A 20,645-nucleotide genomic window follows, 5' to 3' on the forward strand; every position below is an offset into this window, starting at 1 on the left:
GCGATGCCTTTGCCGTCCATGAAAGATCAGTTCGCTGCGCTGATCGCCGCACCGTCCGTCAGCTGCACCCAGGCCAGCCTCGATCAGAGCAACCGCCCGGTGATCGACTTGCTGGCCACCTGGCTCGGCGACCTCGGATTTGCCTGTGATATTCAGCAGGTCAGCCCCGGCAAATTCAACCTGCTCGCCAGCTTCGGTTCTGGCCCCGGCGGCCTGGTACTCGCCGGGCATAGCGACACCGTGCCCTTCGATGGCGCGTTGTGGCAGACCGATCCGCTGAAACTCACCGAAGTCGACGGCCGCTGGGTGGGCTTGGGCAGTTGCGACATGAAAGGCTTTTTCGCCCTGGCTATCGAAGCCGTCATACCTTTGCTCGATCAGCCGTTCAAGCAGCCATTGCTGATCCTCGCCACCTGCGATGAAGAAAGCTCGATGTCCGGTGCCCGTGCACTGGCCGCAGCCGGACGGCCCCTGGGCCGCGCGGCAGTGATCGGCGAGCCGACCGGTTTGAAGCCGATCCGCATGCACAAGGGCATCATGATGGAGCGCATCGATATTCTCGGGCAGAGCGGCCATTCCTCCGACCCGCGCCTGGGTCACAGTGCCCTCGAAGCGATGCACGATGCCATGGGTGAACTGCGCGGCCTGCGCCTGTTGTGGCAGCGCGAGTTTCGCAACCCGCAATTCGGCGTGCCGACGCCGACCATGAACTTCGGCTGCATCCACGGCGGCGATAACCCCAACCGGATCTGCGGGCAGTGTTCCCTGGAGTTCGATCTGCGACCGTTGCCGGGCATGGATCCCAAGGCCTTGCGCGCGGAGATCCTGCAGAGACTCAAGCCGGTTGCCGAGCGCCATCAAGTGAAAATCGACTACGCCCCGCTGTTTCCCGAAGTGCCACCATTCGAGGAGGCCGAAGACGCGGAACTGGTACAGATCGCCGAAAAGCTCACCGGTCACAAGGCCGAAGCAGTGGCGTTCGGCACCGAAGCGCCTTATCTTCAGCGCCTTGGCTGTGAAACATTGGTGCTTGGCCCGGGGGACATCGCCTGTGCGCACCAGCCGGGGGAATACCTCGAAATGTCACGTTTGCAGCCTACGGTGCATCTATTACGTCAACTGATTGAACATTACTGCCTGACACCGGCCCAACCTGTCGGCTAAACGCAAATCCCCCCGTAGGAGCTGCCGCAGGCTGCGATCTTTTGATCTTAAAGAGCAAGATCAAAAGATCGCAGCCTGCGGCAGCTCCTACGGGGGGGGGCCTTTAAATTGATGTTGATCCAACCCGTATCCATGAGGAGAGCTCGCGTGTCGCCAAGCCTGTTCCGACGATAACCACCAGCCCGCTGTGCGTTGTTGCGTTTCGCCCATTTTTTGGCTGCTATTTATTACAGGCCCAGGTTCATGCCCGAATACGTTAATTGGCTTCGTCACGCTTCCCCATACATCAACGCCCACCGCGATTGCACCTTTGTCGTCATGCTGCCCGGCGATGGCGTGGAGCATCCGAACTTCGGCAATATCGTCCACGACCTGGTGCTGCTGCACAGCCTGGGTGTGCGCCTGGTGCTGGTCCACGGCTCCCGTCCGCAGATCGAAACCCGCCTGGCCGCTCGTGGCCTGACCCCGCATTACCACCACGGGATGCGCATCACCGATGCGGCGACCCTTGAGTGTGTGATCGATGCCGTCGGCCAGTTGCGGATCGCCATCGAAGCGCGGCTGTCGATGGACATGGCTTCGTCGCCGATGCAGGGCTCGCGCCTGCGGGTGGCCAGCGGCAACCTGGTGACTGCACGGCCGATCGGCGTGCTTGAAGGGGTCGATTATCATCACACCGGCGAAGTGCGCCGGGTCGACCGCAAAGGCATCAATCGCCTGCTGGACGAGCGTTCCATCGTGTTGCTCTCGCCATTGGGCTACTCGCCAACCGGCGAAATTTTCAACCTCGCTTGCGAAGACGTGGCCACCCGTGCCGCCATCGATTTGGGCGCCGATAAACTGCTGTTGTTCGGTGCGGACCTGGGCCTGATCGATGAAAACGGCCGGCTGGTGCGCGAGTTGCGTCCGCAACAGGTGCCGGCGCATTTGCTGCGCCTGGGCAGCAATTATCAGGGTGAATTGCTCGATGCCGCCGCCGAAGCCTGCCGTGGCGGCGTGGCGCGCAGTCATATCGTCAGCTACGCCGAAGACGGTGCACTATTGACCGAGCTGTTCACCCGCGACGGTGGCGGTACCCTGGTCGCCCAGGAACAATTCGAGATCGTGCGTGAAGCGGCTATCGAAGACGTCGGCGGATTGCTCGACCTGATCAGCCCGCTGGAAGAGCAGGGGATTCTGGTGCGTCGTTCTCGCGAGGTACTGGAGCGTGAGATCGAGCAATTCAGCGTGGTCGAACGCGAAGGCATGATCATCGCCTGCGCCGCGCTTTATCAGATTGCCGATTCGGATGCGGGTGAGCTGGCGTGCCTGGCGGTGAACCCTGAATACCGCCACGGCAAGCGTGGCGATGAGCTGCTGGAGCGCATCGAGACTCGCGCCCGGGCCCAGGGCTTGAAAACCCTGTTCGTCCTGACGACCCGCACCGCCCACTGGTTCCGCGAACGCGGCTTCGTGCCGAGCAGCGTAGACCGCTTGCCGTCGGCGCGAGCGTCGCTGTACAACTATCAGCGCAATTCGAAGATCTTCGAAAAGACTCTGTAAGCACGGTCCCCTGTAGGAGCTGCCGCAGGCTGCGATCTTTTGATTTGTTTTTAAGATCAAAAGATCGCAGCCTGCGGCAGCTCCTACAGGGAAATTGCGCGCACCGTCTCAACCTTCCCCTGTTCCTTACTTCGTCGTTTCCGTGCCGCTCTCCAGCAGCGCGCTAGTCTGCTGCGACCTGAAGTCCATCGGGCCACTAAGACAAATTAAAACCGATACACAAACTGTAACAATTGGTCTGGATAGTGCGCGCTTGATCTTCTAGGCGTCGCCTTCGATCAGATGGAGTGTGGGTTTCCGTTAAATTTGATCGAACTAAAAAATGATCAAAAAATACCATTTAGGAATTAGCCAGAGGTCCTGTTTCAACGACCTGGCAAGTCAAACGTAATTCCTAAAGAGTATAAAAAAACATCGGATGCTTCCTATTGGCTTTATGCCCAGAGCGTAGGTCTCAGGACGCCGGATTGACGGGTGTTAGACCATGGTCGTAGTCACATACGGTTACGATTGACTTACAGGTCACGGTCTGGCGCTAATCGCAAATCCTAGGATCACGGGCATTCGACCCAGGGCCAGGAACACAAGAATTAGAAACGAGAGGAGCTTCATAATGAACAAGTCCACCTTGGCCCTGGCCGTGGCCGTAGGGGTTATGGCGCAGCAGGCAGGCGCCGCAGGTTTCATCGAAGACAGCAAGGCTTCCGTCAGTTCTCGCACCATGTACTTCAACGCCGACACCCGCGAAGGCACTGCCAATGATCAGCGGGAAACTGCCCAAGGCTTTAAATTCGATTACCTGTCCGGCTTCACGCAGGGCACGGTCGGCTTTGGTTTTGATGCCCAGGCTCTGGTAGGCATCCATCTGGACGGCGGCCGTGGTCATCACCCGGACAACAACTCTTTCTTCCCGAGCGATAGCGATGGTTCGGCGTCCGATTCGTGGAGCCGCGTTGCAGGTAACGTCAAGGCTCGCATCTCGAAAACCGAGGCTCACCTGGGTGGCGCTTTGCAGCCGAGCATGCCGGTACTGATCGCGAACGACAGCCGTCTGCTGCCGCAGACCTTTGAAGGCGGCACCATCACCTCGAAGGAAATCGACAACGTCACGTTCAACGTCGGTCAACTCGAACACGCCGCCGGTCGCGCTTCGTCGAACACCACCGGTCTCGCTGTGGCTGGCGGTACCGAAGAAAGCAACAAGTTCCGTTACGCCGGTGGAGACTGGAAGGTCACCAAAGACCTGATGCTGCAGTACTACTACGCGAACCTTGAAGACTACTACAAGCAGCATTTCCTCGGCCTGGTGCACGTCTATCCGATCAGCGCCAACCAGTCGTTCAAGACTGACCTGCGCTATTTCGACAGCAGCTCCGACGGCAAGAATGGTGATGTGGGTTACCGCTTCAACAACAACGGCGGCTACGCGAAGAACCCGGGCGAGGTGGATAACCAGACCTGGAGTGCCATGTTCACCTACACCTTGGGTTCGAACGCCTTCCTGCTGGGCCATCAGCGCGTGAGCGATGACGGTGGTTTCGTTTACCTCAACCAGGGCAGCGTGGTCGATGGCAACGGTCGCAACGAAGGAGCCGGCGGTGCCAGCTTCTACCTGTTCACCGATGCCATGGTTAACGGCTTTGTGCGTGCCGGCGAGAACACCACATTCGGTCAGTACACCTTTGACTTCGCCTCCCTGGGCGTTCCAGGCCTGAAGGCTTCGGCCGCTTACCTGCGTGGCGAAAACATCAAGGCCACCAACGGCATTGGCAAGGACCAGACCGAATGGGAGCGTGACCTTCGCGTGGATTACGTGATCCAGACTGGCGCATTGAAAGGGTTCGGTACGACCCTGCGTCACGGTACCTACCGCGGCGACACTAACATCTCCGCTCAGGACCAGACCCGCGTGATCTTCAACTACACCTATAGCTTCCTGTAAAAAGCTGCAAAAAAACCCTGCTGAATGGCGGGGTTTTTTTCGGCTTTTTTTTGCATATTCCAGTTCGGTCTTATGTTGTAATTTATTATTCTTTTTAGCTTTTAATCTAAAGCCCTAAAGTGCATCCCTCCGGGGCCGATGTCAGGGTCACAGCGCGATTAAATGGCATTTTTTTATCGCGGAATGGCATGAAAAGCATGAAATAAATTTTTATACGTTTACCATGCGGGCCCCATTCTTCCTGGACAGACCCCCGACTTAGACACGTCAGTGCGGTGGCCGGTAGAGGGTGGTTTGCGGTAAACGCGCATTTTCAGGATCCGGAGCGTTCGACTCCGAACCGAAAAATTAGAAACGATAGGAGCGAAACAATGAACAAGTCGACCTTGGCCCTGGCCGTGGCCGTTGGGGTGATTGCGCAGCAGGCAGGCGCCGCCGGTTTCATCGAAGACAGCAAGGCCACCCTGGGCCTGCGTAACTTCTACATCAACACCGATAACCGTGATTCGGCTGCCCGCACTGCGGCAGGCGTTCAAAGCAAGAACGAAGAGTGGGGCCAAGGCTTCGACCTGCGCTTCATCTCGGGCTACACCCAAGGTACCGTCGGCTTCGGTATCGACGCTATCGGCCTGCTGGGCGTCAAGCTGGATTCCGGTGGTGGCACCAACGGCGCGACCGCTACCTCTTACGGTGGCACCGTGTTCCCGAGCAAGTCCAACGGCGAAGCGGTTGATAACTTCTCCAGCCTGGGCCTGACCGCCAAAGCCAAGATCTCCCAGACAGAATTGAAACTGGGTACCTTGCAGCCGAAAAACCCGGTGATCGCCACCAACGATGGTCGTCTGCTGCCACAAACCTGGCAGGGCGGCCAGATCACTTCCGGCGAGATCAAGGACCTGACACTGGTTGGCGGTCAGATCGAAGCTGTGAAAGGTCGTAACTCCAGCAACAATGAGCAACTGTCGATCGGCGGTGCTAACAGCCCGACCATCAGCGGTCGCGACAGCAACAAGTTCCTCTATGCCGGCGGTGACTACAAAATCACCAAGGACCTGACTGCCCAGTACTACTACGGCAACCTGGAAGACTTCTATAAACAGCACTTCCTGGGTCTGGTTCACAACTGGGCAATCGGCCCGGGCGTGTTGAAGTCGGACTTCCGTTACTTCAACAGCTCCGATGACGGCGCCAACGGCAACACTCCGGCTTACTACAGCAACGGTAACTACACCGGTACTGCAGGCGGTCGCGGCAAAGTCGACAACAACCTGTACAGCGGCCTGTTCCTGTACTCCGTTGCCGGCCACACCTTCGGTGGCGGTTACCAGGTCAGCAACGGCAGCAGCGACTTCCCTTGGCTGAACCAGGGCGACGGTTCGTCGAACTACACCATCACCGACATGCAGATCCAGAAGTTCGGCCGTGCCGGCGAGAAAACCTGGCAAGCACGCTACTCGTATGACTTCGCCAAAGTTGGCCTGCCAGGTGCAACCGCCGGCATCGTTTACCTGCGCGGTGACAACATCGACACCGTGGGCGCGAATGGTCGTGAAAACGGTTCGGGTAACTCCGAGTGGGAGCGCGACCTGACCGTGGCTTACGTGGTGCCGGAAGGCCCGCTGAAGAACCTGGGCCTGATGTGGAAAAACGCTTCGTGGCGCAACGACATCCCGGGTCAACGTGACCAGGATGAAAACCGCCTGATCGTCAGCTACTCGATCCCGCTGTTGTAATAGCGCTCGAGTAACTGAAGTAAAAAAGCCCTGCCCGGCACCTTGCCGGGCGGGGCTTTTTGCGTTTTTAAAGACCGATTTATATATGCATTTTAGGTCTAAACAAATCGATATTTATTCTTTTTAATAGATAAAAAACACAGGCACAGTTGAGCTCATCAAGCACTCACCAGGAGCAGCACCATGAGCCTCAGACTTGGCGATATCGCCCCCGACTTCGAACAGGATTCCAGCGCCGGCACCATCCGTTTCCATGAATGGCTGGGCGACAGCTGGGGCGTGCTGTTCTCCCACCCAGCGGATTTCACTCCGGTGTGCACCACCGAGCTGGGCTTTACCGCCAAGTTGAAAGAGCAGTTTGCCGAACGCGGCGTCAAGGCGATCGCGCTGTCCGTGGACCCGGTGGACTCGCACCACAAGTGGATCGAGGACATCAACGAAACACAGGACACGCAGGTCAACTTCCCGATCCTGGCTGACGCCGATCGCAAGGTGTCGGACCTGTATGACCTGATTCACCCGAATGCCAATGACACCCTGACCGTGCGTTCGCTTTTTGTGATCGATCCAAACAAGAAGGTGCGTCTGACCATCACTTATCCGGCGAGTACTGGTCGCAACTTCCATGAAATCCTGCGGGTGATCGACTCGCTGCAACTCACCGACAACTACAAGGTGGCGACCCCGGCTAACTGGCAGGACGGTGATGAAGTGGTGATCGTGCCATCGCTCAAGGATGAAGATGAAATCAACAAACGCTTTCCCAAGGGGTATCGTGCGGTGAAGCCGTACCTGCGCCTGACGCCGCAACCGAATAGGTAATTCAGGTATTTGTGCTGTTCTGACGGCCGCCATCGCGAGCAGGCTCACTCCTACAGGGGAATGTGGTGTGTGCAGATCTTCAATTCACACCGACCCACTGTGGGAGTGAGCCTGCTCGCGATGAGGCCGTAACCAGCAGCATAGGTGCCGGATCGAATTGCATCCATCAAGCAGGGGATTTCAGGCCGTTTCGACGGCCTTTTTTTTTCGCCTGGAAATTCACTCCCGTATATCTCCTAATCGCATAACCAAATGAATAAATATGATTTATGGATATAACAATCAGCTGTTAAGGTCACTCCCATCCAAGCGAGATCGCGCGCTGCGAATCGCCAACTGTTCAAGGAATTTGCCGAATGCTGGTCGTCTCACTCGGTGGCAGCCCTAGCCAACGCTCCCGTTCAGGAGTGCTGCTGGACCGCTCTCAGCGCTGGCTGCAGGAGCAAGGTGTAGAAGTGGTGAGTTACCAGGTACGGGACTTCCCGGCCGAAGACTTGCTGCATGCACGCTTCGATAGCCCCAAGGTGGTCGACCTGCTGCAACAGATTGCCAACGCTGACGGCCTGCTGATCGCCACTCCTGTCTACAAGGCCTCGTTCTCCGGTGCCTTGAAGACCGTGCTGGACCTGCTGCCCGAGCGCGCCCTGGCGCACAAGGTGGTACTGCCGATGGCCACCGGCGGCAGCATCGCGCACATGCTGGCCGTGGACTACGCCTTGAAACCGGTGTTATCGGCGCTCAAAGCCCAGGAAATGCTGCACGGAATTTTCGCTGAAGACAGCCAGATTGCCTACGGCGAGGGCAGTGCCCAGGCGCAGTTGGCACCGGAGCTGGAACAACGTTTGAATGAATCGCTGGAGCTGTTTTTCAGCGCCATGGCGCGACGGCCGAAGCCGATCGATCCAAACCTGTTGAATGAACGTTTGTTGAGTGCGCGCTGGAGCATTTGAGCCCGCACTTAATCCACCCCTGAATTTGCTTCACTGAACCTTACTCAGCCGCCAACGGCCAAGCAGGTGCAGCCAAAACCCAACTGCAAAAAGGAGAGCGCCATGCGCCCTGTTATTTTGCGTCGTGGTCTGGTCGCTCTGTTTGCTGCGGCTGTAACCTTCGGCGCCATTACTCAAGCTCAGGCCGAGACTCTGCGAATCGGCTATCAGAAGTACGGCACCCTGGTGCTGCTCAAAGCCAAGGGCACTCTGGAAAAACGCCTCGCCGCCCAAGGCGTGGATGTGCAATGGACTGAATTCCCGGGTGGCCCGCAACTGCTTGAAGGCCTGAACGTCGGCTCCATCGACTTCGGCGTGACAGGCGAAACCCCACCAGTGTTCGCCCAGGCTGCCGGTGCCGATCTGCTCTACGTGGCGTATGAACCTCCAGCGCCGCACAGCGAAGCGATCCTGGTGCCGAAGAACTCCCCGATCAAATCGGTGCAGGAGCTCAAGGGCAAGAAAGTCGTCCTGAACAAAGGCTCCAACGTTCACTACCTGCTGGTCCGTGCGCTGGAAGATGCCGGCCTCAAGTACAGCGACATCCAGACCGTGTTCCTGCCGCCAGCCGATGCCCGTGCCGCCTTCGAGCGTGGCAGTGTCGACGCCTGGGTCATCTGGGACCCGTACCAGGCTGCCGCCGAACAGCAACTGCAAGCGCGCACTCTGCGTGACGGCCAGGGCATCGTCGACAACCACCAGTTCTACCTGGCGACCAAGCCTTATGCACAGAAAAATCCCGAGGTGATCAAGACCCTGGTGGAAGAAGTGCGCGCGGTCGGTGAATGGTCCAAGGCCAATCCTGAGGACGTGACCAAACAGGTCTCGCCACTGCTCGGCCTGCCAGCGGACATCACCCTGACCTCGGTGAAACGCCAGGGTTACGGCGCGCTGTTCCTGACCCCGGAAGTGGTCGCCGCCCAGCAGAAAATCGCCGACAGCTTCTATCAGCTCAAGCTGATTCCGAAGCTGTTGAGTATCAAGGACGTGATCTGGACGCCACCGGCTGCCGTTGCCAAAGCACAGTAATTCGAATCCCTAAGGAGACCACTCCATGAGCCTCAATATCTTCTGGTTCCTGCCTACCCACGGCGACGGCCATTACCTTGGCACCGCCGAAGGCGCTCGCGCCGTCGACCACGGTTACCTGCAACAGATCGCCCAGGCAGCAGATCGCCTGGGCTTCGGCGGGGTGCTGATCCCCACTGGACGCTCCTGCGAAGACTCGTGGCTGGTGGCTGCGTCGCTGATCCCGGTGACCCAGCGTTTGAAATTCCTCGTCGCCCTGCGCCCCGGGATCATTTCCCCGACGGTGGCAGCGCGTCAGGCCGCTACCCTGGATCGGCTGTCCGGCGGTCGGGCGCTGTTCAACCTGGTCACCGGCGGTGATCCGGAAGAGTTGGCTGGCGATGGTCTGTTCCTGAGCCACGAAGAACGTTATCAGGCCTCGGTGGAATTCACCCGGATCTGGCGTCGGGTACTGGAAGGCGAAACTGTCGATTACGACGGTCAGCACATCAGCGTGAAGGGCGCCAAACTGCTCTACCCGCCGATCCAGCAACCGCGTCCACCGCTGTACTTCGGTGGCTCGTCGGAAGCGGCGCAAGACCTGGCCGCGGAGCAGGTGGAAATGGTCCTGACTTGGGGTGAGCCGCCGGCCGCTGTAGCCGAGAAGATCGAACAGGTGCGGGCCAAGGCCGCCAAGCTGGGGCGCACCGTGCGCTTCGGGATTCGTCTGCACGTGATCGTTCGCGAAACCAATGCCGAAGCCTGGCAGGCGGCGGACAAGCTGATCTCCCATGTAGATGACGAAACCATCGCCCGCGCCCAGGCTTCTCTGTCGCGCTTCGATTCGGTTGGTCAGCAACGCATGGCCGCGCTGCACGGTGGCAGTCGCGACAATCTGGAAGTCAGCCCCAACCTCTGGGCCGGTGTTGGCCTGGTGCGCGGTGGCGCGGGCACGGCCCTGGTCGGCGACGGACCGACCGTGGCTGCTCGCGTGAAGGAATACGCGGACCTGGGCATCGATACGTTTATCTTCTCCGGTTATCCACACCTGGAAGAGTCCTATCGGGTTGCGGAATTGCTGTTCCCGCACCTCGACATCGAGCGTCCGCAAGCGCCACAGGGTGCCAACTTCGTCAGCCCGTTCGGCGAGATGGTCGCCAACGATATCCTCCCTAAAGCCGCGTCTCAGAGCTGAGGTGCGCCATGAACAGAATTATCCATAACCTGGCGCCCTGGGCACTGCCGGTGCTGCTGCTGGCGGTGTGGCAGTTGTCGGTGTCGGCGGGTTGGTTGTCGACCCGGATATTGCCCGCGCCCGTTGCGGTGATTGAAGCGGGTGTAAGCCTGGTGCGCAGTGGCGAGATCTGGACGCACCTGGCGATCAGCGGCTGGCGCGCGGCACTGGGCTTTACCATTGGTGGCAGCATCGGCCTGGTGCTGGGTTTCATCACCGGCCTGTCGAAATGGGGTGAGCGCCTGCTCGACAGTTCAGTGCAGATGATCCGCAACGTGCCGCACCTGGCGCTGATTCCCCTGGTGATCCTGTGGTTCGGCATCGACGAGTCGGCGAAGATTTTCCTGGTGGCGCTGGGCACCTTGTTCCCGATCTACCTCAACACTTATCACGGCATCCGCAACGTCGATCCGGCGCTGGTGGAAATGGCCCGCAGTTACGGCTTGTCGGGTTTCAGCCTGTTCCGCCAGGTGATCCTGCCGGGTGCACTGCCGTCGATTCTGGTCGGTGTGCGTTTCGCGCTGGGCTTCATGTGGCTGACGCTGATCGTGGCCGAGACCATTTCCGCCAGCTCCGGGATTGGCTACCTGGCGATGAATGCCCGGGAATTCCTGCAGACCGACGTGGTGGTACTGGCGATTCTGCTGTACGCCGCCCTGGGCAAACTCGCCGACCTCGCCGCCCGTGGGCTGGAACGAGTCTGGCTGCGCTGGCATCCGGCCTATCAGGTTGCCAAGGGAGGTGCCGCATGACCGCTCAACCTCCACGCCTGCTGCGCGGAATTCCGCTGGCAGTACGCAAGCTGCAGAAAACCTTTGGCTCGCGGCAGGTGCTGCGCGAGATCGACCTGCACATTCCGGCGGGCCAGTTCGTCGCTGTGGTCGGACGTAGTGGCTGCGGCAAAAGCACTTTGCTGCGACTGCTCGCCGGCCTCGACAAACCCACTGGCGGTGAACTGCTGGCGGGCTCGGCGCCGTTGAGTGATGCGCTGGAAGACACCCGGCTGATGTTCCAGGAAGCGCGCCTGCTGCCCTGGAAAAAGGTCATCGACAACGTCGGCCTCGGCCTCTCCGGCAACTGGCGGCCGCAAGCTTTGGAAGCCCTGGAGTCGGTCGGCCTGGCAGACCGCGCCAATGAGTGGCCGGCGGCCCTGTCCGGTGGGCAGAAGCAGCGTGTGGCCCTGGCGCGCGCGCTGATCCATCAACCGCGCTTGCTGTTGCTCGACGAGCCCCTGGGCGCGCTGGATGCCCTGACGCGCATCGAGATGCAGCAACTGATCGAACGACTGTGGCAGAAGCACGGCTTCACCGTGTTGCTGGTGACCCACGACGTCAGTGAAGCGGTAGCGATTGCCGATCGGGTGATCCTGATCGAAGAGGGCGAAGTCGGCCTCGACCTGCACGTGGAACTGCCGCGCCCCAGGGTTCGCGGTTCTCACCGGCTGGCGGCGCTGGAAACCGAAGTCCTCAACCGTGTGCTGTCGCTACCCGGCGAACCGCCGGAACCGGAACCTGTTTCACCACTGCCTACGCAATTGCGTTGGGCGCAATAACTCACCTTATCCAATGACAGGAATCAACATCATGACTATCAAGGCCATCAACGTTCGTAACCAGTTCAAAGGCTCGATCAAGGAAATCGTACTGGGTGATGTTTTGTCGGAAATCGACGTGCAGACCGCTTCGGGCATTGTCACTTCGGTGATCACCACTCGCTCGGTAAAAGAGCTTGAGCTGGTGGTTGGCAGTGAAGTGATTGCATTCGTGAAATCCACTGAAGTGTCGATTGCCAAGCTTTAAGAACGTGCATCGTCAGTAGGTTCGGCGGTGCGGCCTTCGCGAGCAAGCCCGCTCCCACAGGAGGAACGCATTCCAACTGTGGGAGCGGGCTTGCTCGCGAAGAGGCCGGTGAATCCAGCAAAAATCAGGCTGGGATGACGCGCTTCGACAGATACGGCGGCAAATACAATCCAAGATAAGCATCAAACACTCGCATCCCTTCCTCCGCCATGCGCGGTGTGATCTGCCCATGCTGTTGCACAGAGCGTGCATATACCCGATCGCCAAGCTCCATCGCCAGCGCAAACACGTCAACATCGTCCGGCAGCTTCGGCAATTCAAAGTGATGATCGAACAGCTTGTGCATCAGGTCCCCCAACTCAATGTCGTGCTGGCGGTCAGCTTGTGTCACTTCGGTCAATCCGTGCTGCGCGAGAATCAACTGCCGGGCAGCAGCGTCTTCGCTGTAGATCGCCAGCATGCGCTGTTCCACCAGCCGCGACAGGTCGCGCCAGCTATTGAGGGCTGCGTGGTCGATGGGTGCTTGCAGGCAGGCGCGGAAAGCGGCGTGGACGTCGGCCGTCAGCGCTTCGAGCAGGGACGGTACGCTGGCAAAAAAGTGGTAGACCGAGGAGGGCGGGATCTCCGCGCGCTCGGCAACGCTGTAGATAGACAGGCTGCCCACGCCTTCGGCGGCCAGCAGCGTGCGTGCGGCGTCGAGTATGGAATCGATCCGCGCCTGGCTGCGGGCGCGGGGTTTGCGAACGGTGGCGGTGCGCGTCATTGGAGACTCCTGCGGGGCAGGGGGCATTGTACGAGGCAGGTTATCTGTTGTCTTGTCGGGCGCCTTCGCGAGCAAGCCCGCTCCCACAGTAGATCTCCTGTGTAGACAGATTCTGCATACGATAGAAATCCAATGTGGGAGCGGGCTTGCTCGCGAAGCAGGCACCTCGGTCCCTTTGAAAGAAACCCATAAAAAAACGCCGCTGGCTTGGAGGCCAACGGCGTTTCTTTGTCACTGCAACCAATTAAACAGTATGCAGATACCAGTTGTACTCAAGATCAGAGATGGAGTGTTCAAACTCCTCCAGCTCGCTCTCTTTGCACGCGACAAAAATGTCGATGTATTTTGGATCGATGTACTTGGCCATGACTTCGCTGTCGTCCAGCTCGCGCAGCGCATCACGCAAGTTGTTCGGCAGGCTTTGCTCGTTCTGCTCGTAGGAGTTGCCTTCCACGGGCGCCCCTGGCTCGATCTTGTTGACCAGGCCGTGGTGCACGCCAGCCAGAACGGAAGCCATCAGCAGGTACGGGTTGGCATCGGCGCCGGCAACGCGGTGTTCCAGGCGGACCGCGTCGGCGGAACCGGTCGGTACACGCACCGCTACAGTCCGGTTGTCCAGGCCCCAGCACGGTGCGTTCGGCACGTAGAACTGTGCGCCGAAACGACGGTAGGAGTTGACGTTCGGGCAGAGGAAAGCCATCTGCGCCGGTAGGGTCTCGAGCACACCGCCGATCGCGTGACGCAGTGCGGCGTTCTGCTCGGGATCCTCACTGGCAAAAATATTCTTGCCATCTTTATCAAGGATCGAGATATGGACGTGCAGTCCATTACCTGCCTGGCCCGGATAAGGCTTGGCCATGAAGGTGGTGTCCATCTCATGGTCGTAGGCGATGTTCTTGATCAGGCGCTTGAGCAGGACTGCGTAGTCGCAGGCCTTGATCGGGTCGGCCACGTGGTGCAGGTTCACTTCGAACTGCGCCGGGGCACTTTCCTTGACGATCGCGTCGGCAGGAATGCCTTGCTCCTTCGCACCTTCCAGAATGTCCTGGAGGCAGTCGACGTATTCGTCGAGGTCGTCGATCAGGTAGACCTGTGTCGAGTGCGGGCGTTTGCCGGATACCGGCGAGCGTGGTGGTTGCGGACGACCGTTCACGTTCTCCTGGTCGATCAGGTAGAACTCCAGTTCGAACGCAGCGCAGATGGTCAGGCCCATTTCGTCGAACTTGCGCACGACGTTGGCCAGCACTTCTCGCGGGTCAGCAAAAAACGGCTGGCCTTCGAGTTCGTGCATGGTCATCAACAGTTGCGCGGTAGGGCGCTTCTGCCAAGGCTCGTTGCACAGCGTGTCAGGAATTGGATAACAGATTCGGTCAGCATCGCCGATGTCCAGGCCCAGGCCGGTGCTTTCCACCGTAGAGCCATTGATATCCAGAGCAAATAGAGAGGCCGGCAGGTTGATGCCTTTCTCGTAAACCTTGTGGAGACTGGTGCGTTCGATGCGCTTGCCGCGCACCACACCATTCATATCCGCAATCAGAAGGTCAACGTACAGAACCTCAGGATGTTCCTTAAGGAACGCGTTCGCTTCGTTAAGCTGAACGGCACGCGGGGGTACCGACATGATGCAACACCTTTGTTGTTAAAAATATCAATCATTGATCTCTTCGGGTTTCAGTCAACCCGAACGGCATGCCGAAGTCAAGCGAGGCCTTTTTTGCCCTAAAAAAGCGCTCATAAGGCTTTTTTGAGGCACTTTGGGGCATTTTTTGGCCCTTGGACGTATTGCCGGCCGCGGGCTTGAGCGGGCCGTGTTGTATTTTTTACGGGGGTGTTGTGTAAAAAAATGAACAAGGCTAAGCTCGAATCAAACCCATAACAGCAATAATACCGGGGTGTTTCATGTCTCGCCTGCCGATAATCGGCGTCACCGGCTGCTCAACGCAGACCGATCAGTTGGCAGCGTCCGATATTCTGGACGGGCTGGATGGCAGTATCTTTACTGCCTCTACTTCCAATATAGAACCGTTTCACTATAGCGGCCTACACACTGTGTCGGGAACTTCTGGTGATTCTGCACGTGTCGCCCACATACCTGTTGCTGCGCGCTTCCTTCAAGGCGAGCATTCATGTGCCCGGCAATTGCAGGGGCAATCTGTATCACACGGCGCCGATGCGTCCAACAACGCCTGACTTACCAGAGTCCGGAAACTCAGCCTAAGAGGCATTTATGAGTCACAACCTCGACCAGCTCACCGATTGGTTGAAAGACCACAAGATCACAGAAGTCGAATGCATGATCGCCGATCTGACCGGTATCACCCGGGGCAAGATTTCGCCGACCAACAAGTTCATTGCGGAAAAAGGCATGCGTCTGCCCGAAAGCGTTCTGTTACAGACCGTGACCGGCGACTATGTCGAAGACGACATCTATTACGAACTGCTCGACCCGGCCGACATCGACATGATCTGCCGCCCCGACCAGAACGCGGTGTTCCTGGTGCCCTGGTCTGTCGAGCCGACCGCCCAGGTGATCCACGATACCTACGACAAGCAAGGCAACCCGATCGAGCTGTCGCCGCGTAACGTGCTCAAGAAAGTGCTGAAACTCTATGCCGACAAAGGTTGGCAGCCGATCGTGGCGCCAGAAATGGAATTCTACCTGACCAAGCGCAGTGACGATCCGGACTACCCGTTGCAACCGCCGATTGGCCGTTCCGGGCGCCCGGAAATCGGTCGCCAGTCGTTCTCCATCGAAGCGGCGAACGAATTCGACCCGCTGTTCGAAGACGTCTATGACTGGTGCGAACTGCAGGAGCTGGACCTCGACACCTTGATCCACGAGGACGGCACGGCGCAGATGGAAATCAACTTCCGTCACGGCGACGCCCTGTCCCTGGCCGACCAGATCCTGATCTTCAAGCGCACCATGCGTGAAGCCGCGCTCAAGCACGACGTGGCCGCCACTTTTATGGCCAAGCCGATGACCGGCGAGCCGGGCAGCGCGATGCACTTGCACCAGAGCATCATCGACATCGAGACCGGCAAGAACGTCTTCTCCAATGAAGACGGGACCATGAGCCAGCTGTTCCTGCATCACATCGGTGGCCTGCAGAAACTGATCCCGGAATTGCTGCCGCTGTTCGCACCCAACGTCAACTCGTTCCGCCGCTTCCTGCCGGATACCTCGGCGCCGGTGAACGTGGAATGGGGCGAAGAAAACCGCACCGTGGGCCTGCGCGTACCGGATGCCGGCCCGCAGAATCGTCGGGTGGAAAACCGCTTGCCGGGGGCCGATGCCAACCCGTACCTGGCGATCGCCGCGAGCCTGCTCTGCGGTTACATCGGCATGGTCGAAGGGCTGAACCCGAGTGCGCCAGTGGTAGGACGTGGCTATGAGCGTCGCAACCTGCGCCTGCCACTGACCATCGAAGACGCGCTGGAACGCATGGAAAACAGCGCCACCGTCGAGAAATACCTGGGCAAGAAATTCATCACTGGCTACGTCGCGGTCAAGCGGGCCGAGCATGAAAACTTCAAGCGCGTGATCAGTTCATGGGAGCGGGAATTCCTGCTCTTCGCCGTCTGATGCGCTGCGGCGCGGCAGGAAATAGCCGCGCCCTCATTGCAAACTTAGGAGAATTCGCATGACCAGCAACAATCCGCAAACCCGTGAGTGGCAAGCACTGAGCAACGACCACCACCTGGCACCGTTCAGTGACTTCAAGCAGCTGAAGGAAAAAGGCCCGCGCATCATCACCAGCGCCAAGGGTGTTTACCTCTGGGACAGCGAAGGCAACAAGATCCTCGACGGCATGGCCGGCCTGTGGTGTGTAGCGATCGGTTACGGTCGTGACGAACTGGCCGACGCCGCCAGCAAGCAAATGCGCGAGCTGCCGTACTACAACCTGTTCTTCCAGACCGCTCACCCGCCGGTGCTGGAACTGGCCAAGGCCATCGCCGACATCGCGCCGCAGGGCATGAACCACGTGTTCTTCACCGGTTCCGGTTCCGAAGGCAACGACACCATGCTGCGGATGGTGCGTCACTACTGGGCGATCAAGGGTCAACCGAACAAGAAAGTCATCATCAGTCGCAAGAACGGCTATCACGGTTCCACCGTGGCCGGCGCGAGCCTGGGTGGCATGACTTATATGCACGAACAGGGCGATTTGCCGATTCCGGGCATCGTCCACATCGCCCAGCCGTACTGGTTTGCCGAAGGTGGCGACATGACGCCTGAAGAATTCGGCGTGTGGGCGGCCAATCAGCTGGAAGAGAAGATTCTCGAAGTCGGCGTGGATAACGTCGGTGCCTTTATTGCCGAGCCGATCCAGGGCGCCGGCGGCGTGATCATTCCGCCTGCGACCTACTGGCCGCGTATCAAGGAAATCCTCGCCAAGTACGACATCCTGTTCGTGGCGGACGAAGTGATCTGTGGTTTCGGCCGTACCGGCGAGTGGTTTGGTAGCGATTTCTACGACCTCAAGCCCGACATGATGACCATCGCCAAGGGCCTGACTTCCGGCTACATCCCAATGGGTGGCCTGATCGTGCGCGACGAAGTGGTGGCGGTCCTCAATGAGGGCGGCGACTTCAACCACGGTTTCACCTACTCCGGCCACCCGGTTGCCGCTGCAGTGGCGCTGGAAAACATCCGCATCATGCGCGATGAAAAAATCATCGAGAACGTTAAGGCAGAAACGGCACCGTATTTGCAAAGTCGCTTGCGGGAACTGCTGGATCATCCGCTGGTGGGTGAAGTGCGCGGGGAAGGGCTGCTGGGGGCGATCGAGCTGGTGCAGGACAAGGCCACTCGCAAGCGTTACGAAGGCCGTGGTGCTGGCATGATTTGCCGCACGTTCTGCTTCGATAACGGCCTGATCATGCGCGCCGTCGGTGACACCATGATCATCGCTCCGCCACTGGTGATCACCAAGGCGGAAATCGATGAGCTGGTGACCAAGGCTCGCAAGTGCCTGGACCTGACACTGAGTGCGCTGCAGGGCTAAGTGCTAGGCTCTGAGCGGGGTGCAAGGTTTGCATTTCGCTCAGGGCAAACAAAGGATGGGTCTTTCCTTGAAAGCCCGCCTCGGATCTTGCCAGACTACCGGTTGTTTCAGATGCCCGGCAAAGGCCGCTGAGCACGTGGTTAAAAAGAAAAAATTGGAGCAATACCCATGAAGGCATTAGGTATGAAGATAGCTGGCAAGACCCTCCTCGCCATGTCCCTGATGGGCGTGATGGCAGGCGCAGTTCAGGCGGACGACAAGGTTCTGCACGTGTACAACTGGTCCGACTACATCGCCCCCGATACCGTGAAGAAGTTCGAGGCCGAGTCGGGCATCAAGGTGGTCTACGACGTATTCGACAGTAACGAAACCCTGGAAGCCAAGTTGCTGGCAGGCAAGTCCGGCTACGACATCGTCGTGCCGTCGAACAACTTCCTGGCCAAGCAGATCAAGGCTGGCGTCTACCAGAAGCTCGACAAGTCCAAGCTGCCCCTGTGGAACAACCTCAATCCTGACCTGCTCAAGGCGGTATCGGTCAGCGATCCGGGCAACGAACATGCGTTCCCGTACATGTGGGGTTCGATCGGTATCGGCTTCAACGCCGAGAAGGTCAAGGCTGCACTGGGTGCCGATGCACCGACCAATTCCTGGGACCTGATCTTCAAACCTGAAAATGCCGCCAAGTTGAAATCCTGCGGTATCAGCGTCCTCGACTCGCCAACCGAGATGATTCCGGTTGCGTTGCACTACCTGGGCTATCCAACCGACAGCCAGGACAAGAAGCAACTGGCCGAAGCCGAAGCGCTGTTCCTCAAAGTCCGTCCTTCGATCGGCTACTTCCACTCGTCCAAGTACATTTCCGACCTGGCCAACGGCAACATCTGCGTGGCGATCGGTTACTCGGGTGACATCTACCAGGCCAAGTCCCGCGCGGCTGAAGCCGGTGACAAGGTGAAAGTCAGCTACAACATTCCGAAAGAAGGTGCCGGCAGCTTCTACGACATGGTCGCCATCCCTAAAGATGCCGAAAACGTTGAAGGCGCCTACAAGTTCATGACCTTCCTGATGAAGCCGGAAATCATGGCCGAGATCACCAACGCGGTGCGCTTCCCGAACGGTAACGCCGCTGCAACGCCGCTGGTTGATAAAGACATCACCGGTGACCCTGGCGTTTATCCACCAGCCGACGTCCTGGCCAAGCTGTACGCGATCGCCGACTTGCCGGCTGCTACCCAGCGAATCCTGACTCGCAGCTGGACCAAGATCAAATCGGGTAAATAAGAAACTGACCCTGTGGGAGCGAGCCTGCTCGCGAAAAAAGCTGCAACACCGAGGGGTGTCGATACCCCTCGTTATCGATGGCGACCATCGCGAGCAGGCTCGCTCCTACAGGGGTATCTGCATAAAAGTTTTGCTGGAAGGGTTATTCGAGGGTAAGTTGCGCGCCGGTTTGTTGCCGGGCAGTTGAGGCTGTCATGTAGCGCGGGGCAACTTGGGCCCAACTAATTTCAGAGGACCTCCACTTGCCTATTTCTTCTTTGTTGCGCAATGCCCTGCTGGTTGCTGCCGGACTGACAGTTGCTGCCAGTGTCCAGGCCGCCGGTACGGTGCATATTTATAACTGGTCGGACTACATCGGTCAGACCACCCTGGAAGATTTCCAGAAAGAGACCGGTATCAAGCCGGTGTATGACGTCTTTGATTCCAACGAAACCTTGGAAGGCAAGTTGCTGGCCGGTCGCACCGGCTACGACGTGGTGGTGCCGTCCAATCACTTCCTTGGCAAGCAGATCAAGGCCGGCGCATTCCAGAAGCTCGACAAGTCGCAGTTGCCTAATTACTCGAACCTCGACCCGGTGCTGCTCAAGCGCCTGGAACAGAACGATCCGGGCAACCTCTATGCCGTGCCTTATCTGTGGGGCACCAACGGCATCGGCTACAACGTCGACAAGATCAAGGCCGTGCTGGGCGTCGACAAGATCGACTCCTGGTCCGTGCTATTCGAGCCGGAAAATATCAAGAAGCTGCACAGCTGCGGCGTAGCCTTCCTCGATTCCGCCGATGAAATGATGCCGACAGTCCTCAACTACATGGGCCTCAACGCCAACAGCACCAACCCGGAAGACTACAAGAAGGCTGAAGCCAAATTGCTGGCCGTGCGTCCTTACGTAACTTACTTCCACTCCTCCAAATACATCTCGGACCTGGCCAACGGTGACATCTGCATCGCCATCGGTTTCTCCGGCGACATGTTCCAGGCCAAGAACCGTGCGGAAGAAGCGAAGAAGGGCGTGAACATCGCCTACTCGATTCCCAAGGAAGGCGGCGCGCTGTGGTTCGACATGCTGGCGATTCCCAAAGACTCCAGCAACGTCAAAGCAGCTCACGCGTTCATCAACTATTTGCTGAAACCTGAGGTGATCGCCCAGGTCAGTGACTACGTCGGTTATGCCAACCCGAATCCCGGGTCGGACAAGCTGATGGAGCAGTCCATTCGCACCGACGAGGCGGTTTATCCACCGCAGGCAGTTCTCGACAAGACCTACGTGTCCATCGAGTTGCCGCCCAATATTCAGCGTTTGATGACCCGCAGCTGGACCAAGGTCAAGTCGGGTAAATAGCTTCAAGGCTCAAACTATC

At 58.6% G+C, this 20,645-nt stretch carries 18 protein-coding genes; 16 read left to right on the forward strand and 2 right to left on the reverse strand.

What is annotated here, in order from left to right:
- Positions 1-3: 3 nt before the first annotated feature.
- From argE to ACYZTK_RS16605, 11 genes are all read left to right on the forward strand, one after another.
- Entirely contained in the window at positions 4-1,164 is a 1,161-nt protein-coding gene (gene argE / locus ACYZTK_RS16555; protein ID WP_462010867.1) for an acetylornithine deacetylase, read from the forward strand.
- A 243-nt stretch (positions 1,165-1,407) separates the two neighbouring features.
- Entirely contained in the window at positions 1,408-2,706 is a 1,299-nt protein-coding gene (gene argA / locus ACYZTK_RS16560) for an amino-acid N-acetyltransferase (RefSeq protein WP_462010868.1), read from the forward strand.
- A gap of 613 nt (positions 2,707-3,319) precedes the next feature.
- Entirely contained in the window at positions 3,320-4,648 is a 1,329-nt protein-coding gene (locus ACYZTK_RS16565; RefSeq protein ID WP_462010869.1) for an OprD family outer membrane porin, read from the forward strand.
- 371 nt (positions 4,649-5,019) lie between these two features.
- The gene (locus ACYZTK_RS16570; protein ID WP_462010870.1) at positions 5,020-6,381 is read left to right on the forward strand and encodes an OprD family porin; all 1,362 of its coding nucleotides are present in this window, start codon (positions 5,020-5,022) and stop codon (positions 6,379-6,381) included.
- Between the two features lie 183 nt (positions 6,382-6,564).
- Positions 6,565-7,203: a peroxiredoxin gene (locus tag ACYZTK_RS16575; RefSeq protein WP_462010871.1), complete on the forward strand. Its 639-nt coding sequence runs from the start codon at positions 6,565-6,567 to the stop codon at positions 7,201-7,203.
- Positions 7,204-7,559: 356 nt separating this feature from the next.
- Positions 7,560-8,153 carry an NADPH-dependent FMN reductase gene (ssuE, locus tag ACYZTK_RS16580; protein ID WP_462010872.1) on the forward strand — a complete coding sequence of 198 codons (594 nt, stop codon included), beginning with the start codon at positions 7,560-7,562 and terminating at the stop codon, positions 8,151-8,153.
- A 102-nt stretch (positions 8,154-8,255) separates the two neighbouring features.
- Entirely contained in the window at positions 8,256-9,221 is a 966-nt protein-coding gene (locus ACYZTK_RS16585; protein ID WP_462010873.1) for a sulfonate ABC transporter substrate-binding protein, read from the forward strand.
- A 25-nt stretch (positions 9,222-9,246) separates the two neighbouring features.
- Positions 9,247-10,395, forward strand: coding sequence for an FMNH2-dependent alkanesulfonate monooxygenase (gene ssuD, locus ACYZTK_RS16590; protein WP_462010874.1), 1,149 nt, complete (start codon positions 9,247-9,249; stop codon positions 10,393-10,395).
- Between the two features lie 8 nt (positions 10,396-10,403).
- The gene (ssuC, locus tag ACYZTK_RS16595) at positions 10,404-11,186 is read left to right on the forward strand and encodes an aliphatic sulfonate ABC transporter permease SsuC (RefSeq protein WP_462010875.1); all 783 of its coding nucleotides are present in this window, start codon (positions 10,404-10,406) and stop codon (positions 11,184-11,186) included.
- Positions 11,183-11,986, forward strand: a complete 804-nt coding sequence (ssuB, locus tag ACYZTK_RS16600; RefSeq protein ID WP_462010876.1) for an aliphatic sulfonates ABC transporter ATP-binding protein — start codon at positions 11,183-11,185, stop codon at positions 11,984-11,986. Before ssuC ends, ssuB begins: the two co-directional genes overlap by 4 nt.
- A gap of 31 nt (positions 11,987-12,017) precedes the next feature.
- On the forward strand, positions 12,018-12,233 hold the full coding sequence (locus ACYZTK_RS16605) for a TOBE domain-containing protein (protein ID WP_003229256.1): 216 nt from the start codon (positions 12,018-12,020) through the stop codon (positions 12,231-12,233).
- Positions 12,234-12,357: 124 nt separating this feature from the next.
- On the opposite strand, the gene ACYZTK_RS16610 is transcribed toward ACYZTK_RS16605, so the two are convergent.
- Both ACYZTK_RS16610 and ACYZTK_RS16615 read right to left on the reverse strand, forming a co-directional pair.
- Positions 12,358-12,996, reverse strand: coding sequence for a TetR/AcrR family transcriptional regulator (locus ACYZTK_RS16610; protein ID WP_462010877.1), 639 nt, complete (start codon positions 12,994-12,996; stop codon positions 12,358-12,360).
- 244 nt (positions 12,997-13,240) lie between these two features.
- Positions 13,241-14,617, reverse strand: a complete 1,377-nt coding sequence (locus ACYZTK_RS16615; RefSeq protein ID WP_462010878.1) for a glutamine synthetase family protein — start codon at positions 14,615-14,617, stop codon at positions 13,241-13,243.
- 278 nt (positions 14,618-14,895) lie between these two features.
- Between ACYZTK_RS16615 and ACYZTK_RS16620 the strand changes: the two genes are divergently transcribed.
- The 5 genes from ACYZTK_RS16620 to ACYZTK_RS16640 all read left to right on the forward strand — a co-directional run bounded on the left by ACYZTK_RS16620 (position 14,896) and on the right by ACYZTK_RS16640 (position 20,626).
- Positions 14,896-15,186: a hypothetical protein gene (locus ACYZTK_RS16620; protein ID WP_462010879.1), complete on the forward strand. Its 291-nt coding sequence runs from the start codon at positions 14,896-14,898 to the stop codon at positions 15,184-15,186.
- 37 nt (positions 15,187-15,223) lie between these two features.
- Positions 15,224-16,582 carry a glutamine synthetase family protein gene (locus ACYZTK_RS16625; RefSeq protein ID WP_462010880.1) on the forward strand — a complete coding sequence of 453 codons (1,359 nt, stop codon included), beginning with the start codon at positions 15,224-15,226 and terminating at the stop codon, positions 16,580-16,582.
- Positions 16,583-16,640: 58 nt separating this feature from the next.
- Positions 16,641-18,005, forward strand: coding sequence for an aspartate aminotransferase family protein (locus ACYZTK_RS16630; RefSeq protein ID WP_462010881.1), 1,365 nt, complete (start codon positions 16,641-16,643; stop codon positions 18,003-18,005).
- Positions 18,006-18,188: 183 nt separating this feature from the next.
- Positions 18,189-19,286: a polyamine ABC transporter substrate-binding protein gene (locus ACYZTK_RS16635; RefSeq protein WP_462014915.1), complete on the forward strand. Its 1,098-nt coding sequence runs from the start codon at positions 18,189-18,191 to the stop codon at positions 19,284-19,286.
- 242 nt (positions 19,287-19,528) lie between these two features.
- Positions 19,529-20,626, forward strand: a complete 1,098-nt coding sequence (locus ACYZTK_RS16640; RefSeq protein WP_462010882.1) for a polyamine ABC transporter substrate-binding protein — start codon at positions 19,529-19,531, stop codon at positions 20,624-20,626.
- Positions 20,627-20,645 lie beyond the last annotated feature (19 nt).

The organism is Pseudomonas sp. LB3P31, from assembly GCF_054897945.1.

What these genes read in the sequence shown, in the direction of transcription:
- ACYZTK_RS16605 (WP_003229256.1), top strand. Translation starts at nt 12,018, where the DNA reads ATGACTATCAAGGCCATCAACGTTCGTAACCAGTTCAAAGGCTCGATC.
- argE (WP_462010867.1), top strand. Translation starts at nt 4, where the DNA reads ATGCCTTTGCCGTCCATGAAAGATCAGTTCGCTGCGCTGATCGCCGCA.
- ACYZTK_RS16570 (WP_462010870.1), top strand. Translation starts at nt 5,020, where the DNA reads ATGAACAAGTCGACCTTGGCCCTGGCCGTGGCCGTTGGGGTGATTGCG.
- argA (WP_462010868.1), top strand. Translation starts at nt 1,408, where the DNA reads ATGCCCGAATACGTTAATTGGCTTCGTCACGCTTCCCCATACATCAAC.
- ACYZTK_RS16630 (WP_462010881.1), top strand. Translation starts at nt 16,641, where the DNA reads ATGACCAGCAACAATCCGCAAACCCGTGAGTGGCAAGCACTGAGCAAC.
- ACYZTK_RS16585 (WP_462010873.1), top strand. Translation starts at nt 8,256, where the DNA reads ATGCGCCCTGTTATTTTGCGTCGTGGTCTGGTCGCTCTGTTTGCTGCG.
- ACYZTK_RS16615 (WP_462010878.1), bottom strand. Translation starts at nt 14,617, where the DNA reads ATGTCGGTACCCCCGCGTGCCGTTCAGCTTAACGAAGCGAACGCGTTC.
- ACYZTK_RS16625 (WP_462010880.1), top strand. Translation starts at nt 15,224, where the DNA reads ATGAGTCACAACCTCGACCAGCTCACCGATTGGTTGAAAGACCACAAG.
- ssuE (WP_462010872.1), top strand. Translation starts at nt 7,560, where the DNA reads ATGCTGGTCGTCTCACTCGGTGGCAGCCCTAGCCAACGCTCCCGTTCA.
- ACYZTK_RS16635 (WP_462014915.1), top strand. Translation starts at nt 18,189, where the DNA reads ATGAAGATAGCTGGCAAGACCCTCCTCGCCATGTCCCTGATGGGCGTG.
- ACYZTK_RS16610 (WP_462010877.1), bottom strand. Translation starts at nt 12,996, where the DNA reads ATGACGCGCACCGCCACCGTTCGCAAACCCCGCGCCCGCAGCCAGGCG.
- ssuD (WP_462010874.1), top strand. Translation starts at nt 9,247, where the DNA reads ATGAGCCTCAATATCTTCTGGTTCCTGCCTACCCACGGCGACGGCCAT.
- ACYZTK_RS16620 (WP_462010879.1), top strand. Translation starts at nt 14,896, where the DNA reads ATGTCTCGCCTGCCGATAATCGGCGTCACCGGCTGCTCAACGCAGACC.
- ssuC (WP_462010875.1), top strand. Translation starts at nt 10,404, where the DNA reads ATGAACAGAATTATCCATAACCTGGCGCCCTGGGCACTGCCGGTGCTG.
- ssuB (WP_462010876.1), top strand. Translation starts at nt 11,183, where the DNA reads ATGACCGCTCAACCTCCACGCCTGCTGCGCGGAATTCCGCTGGCAGTA.
- ACYZTK_RS16575 (WP_462010871.1), top strand. Translation starts at nt 6,565, where the DNA reads ATGAGCCTCAGACTTGGCGATATCGCCCCCGACTTCGAACAGGATTCC.
- ACYZTK_RS16565 (WP_462010869.1), top strand. Translation starts at nt 3,320, where the DNA reads ATGAACAAGTCCACCTTGGCCCTGGCCGTGGCCGTAGGGGTTATGGCG.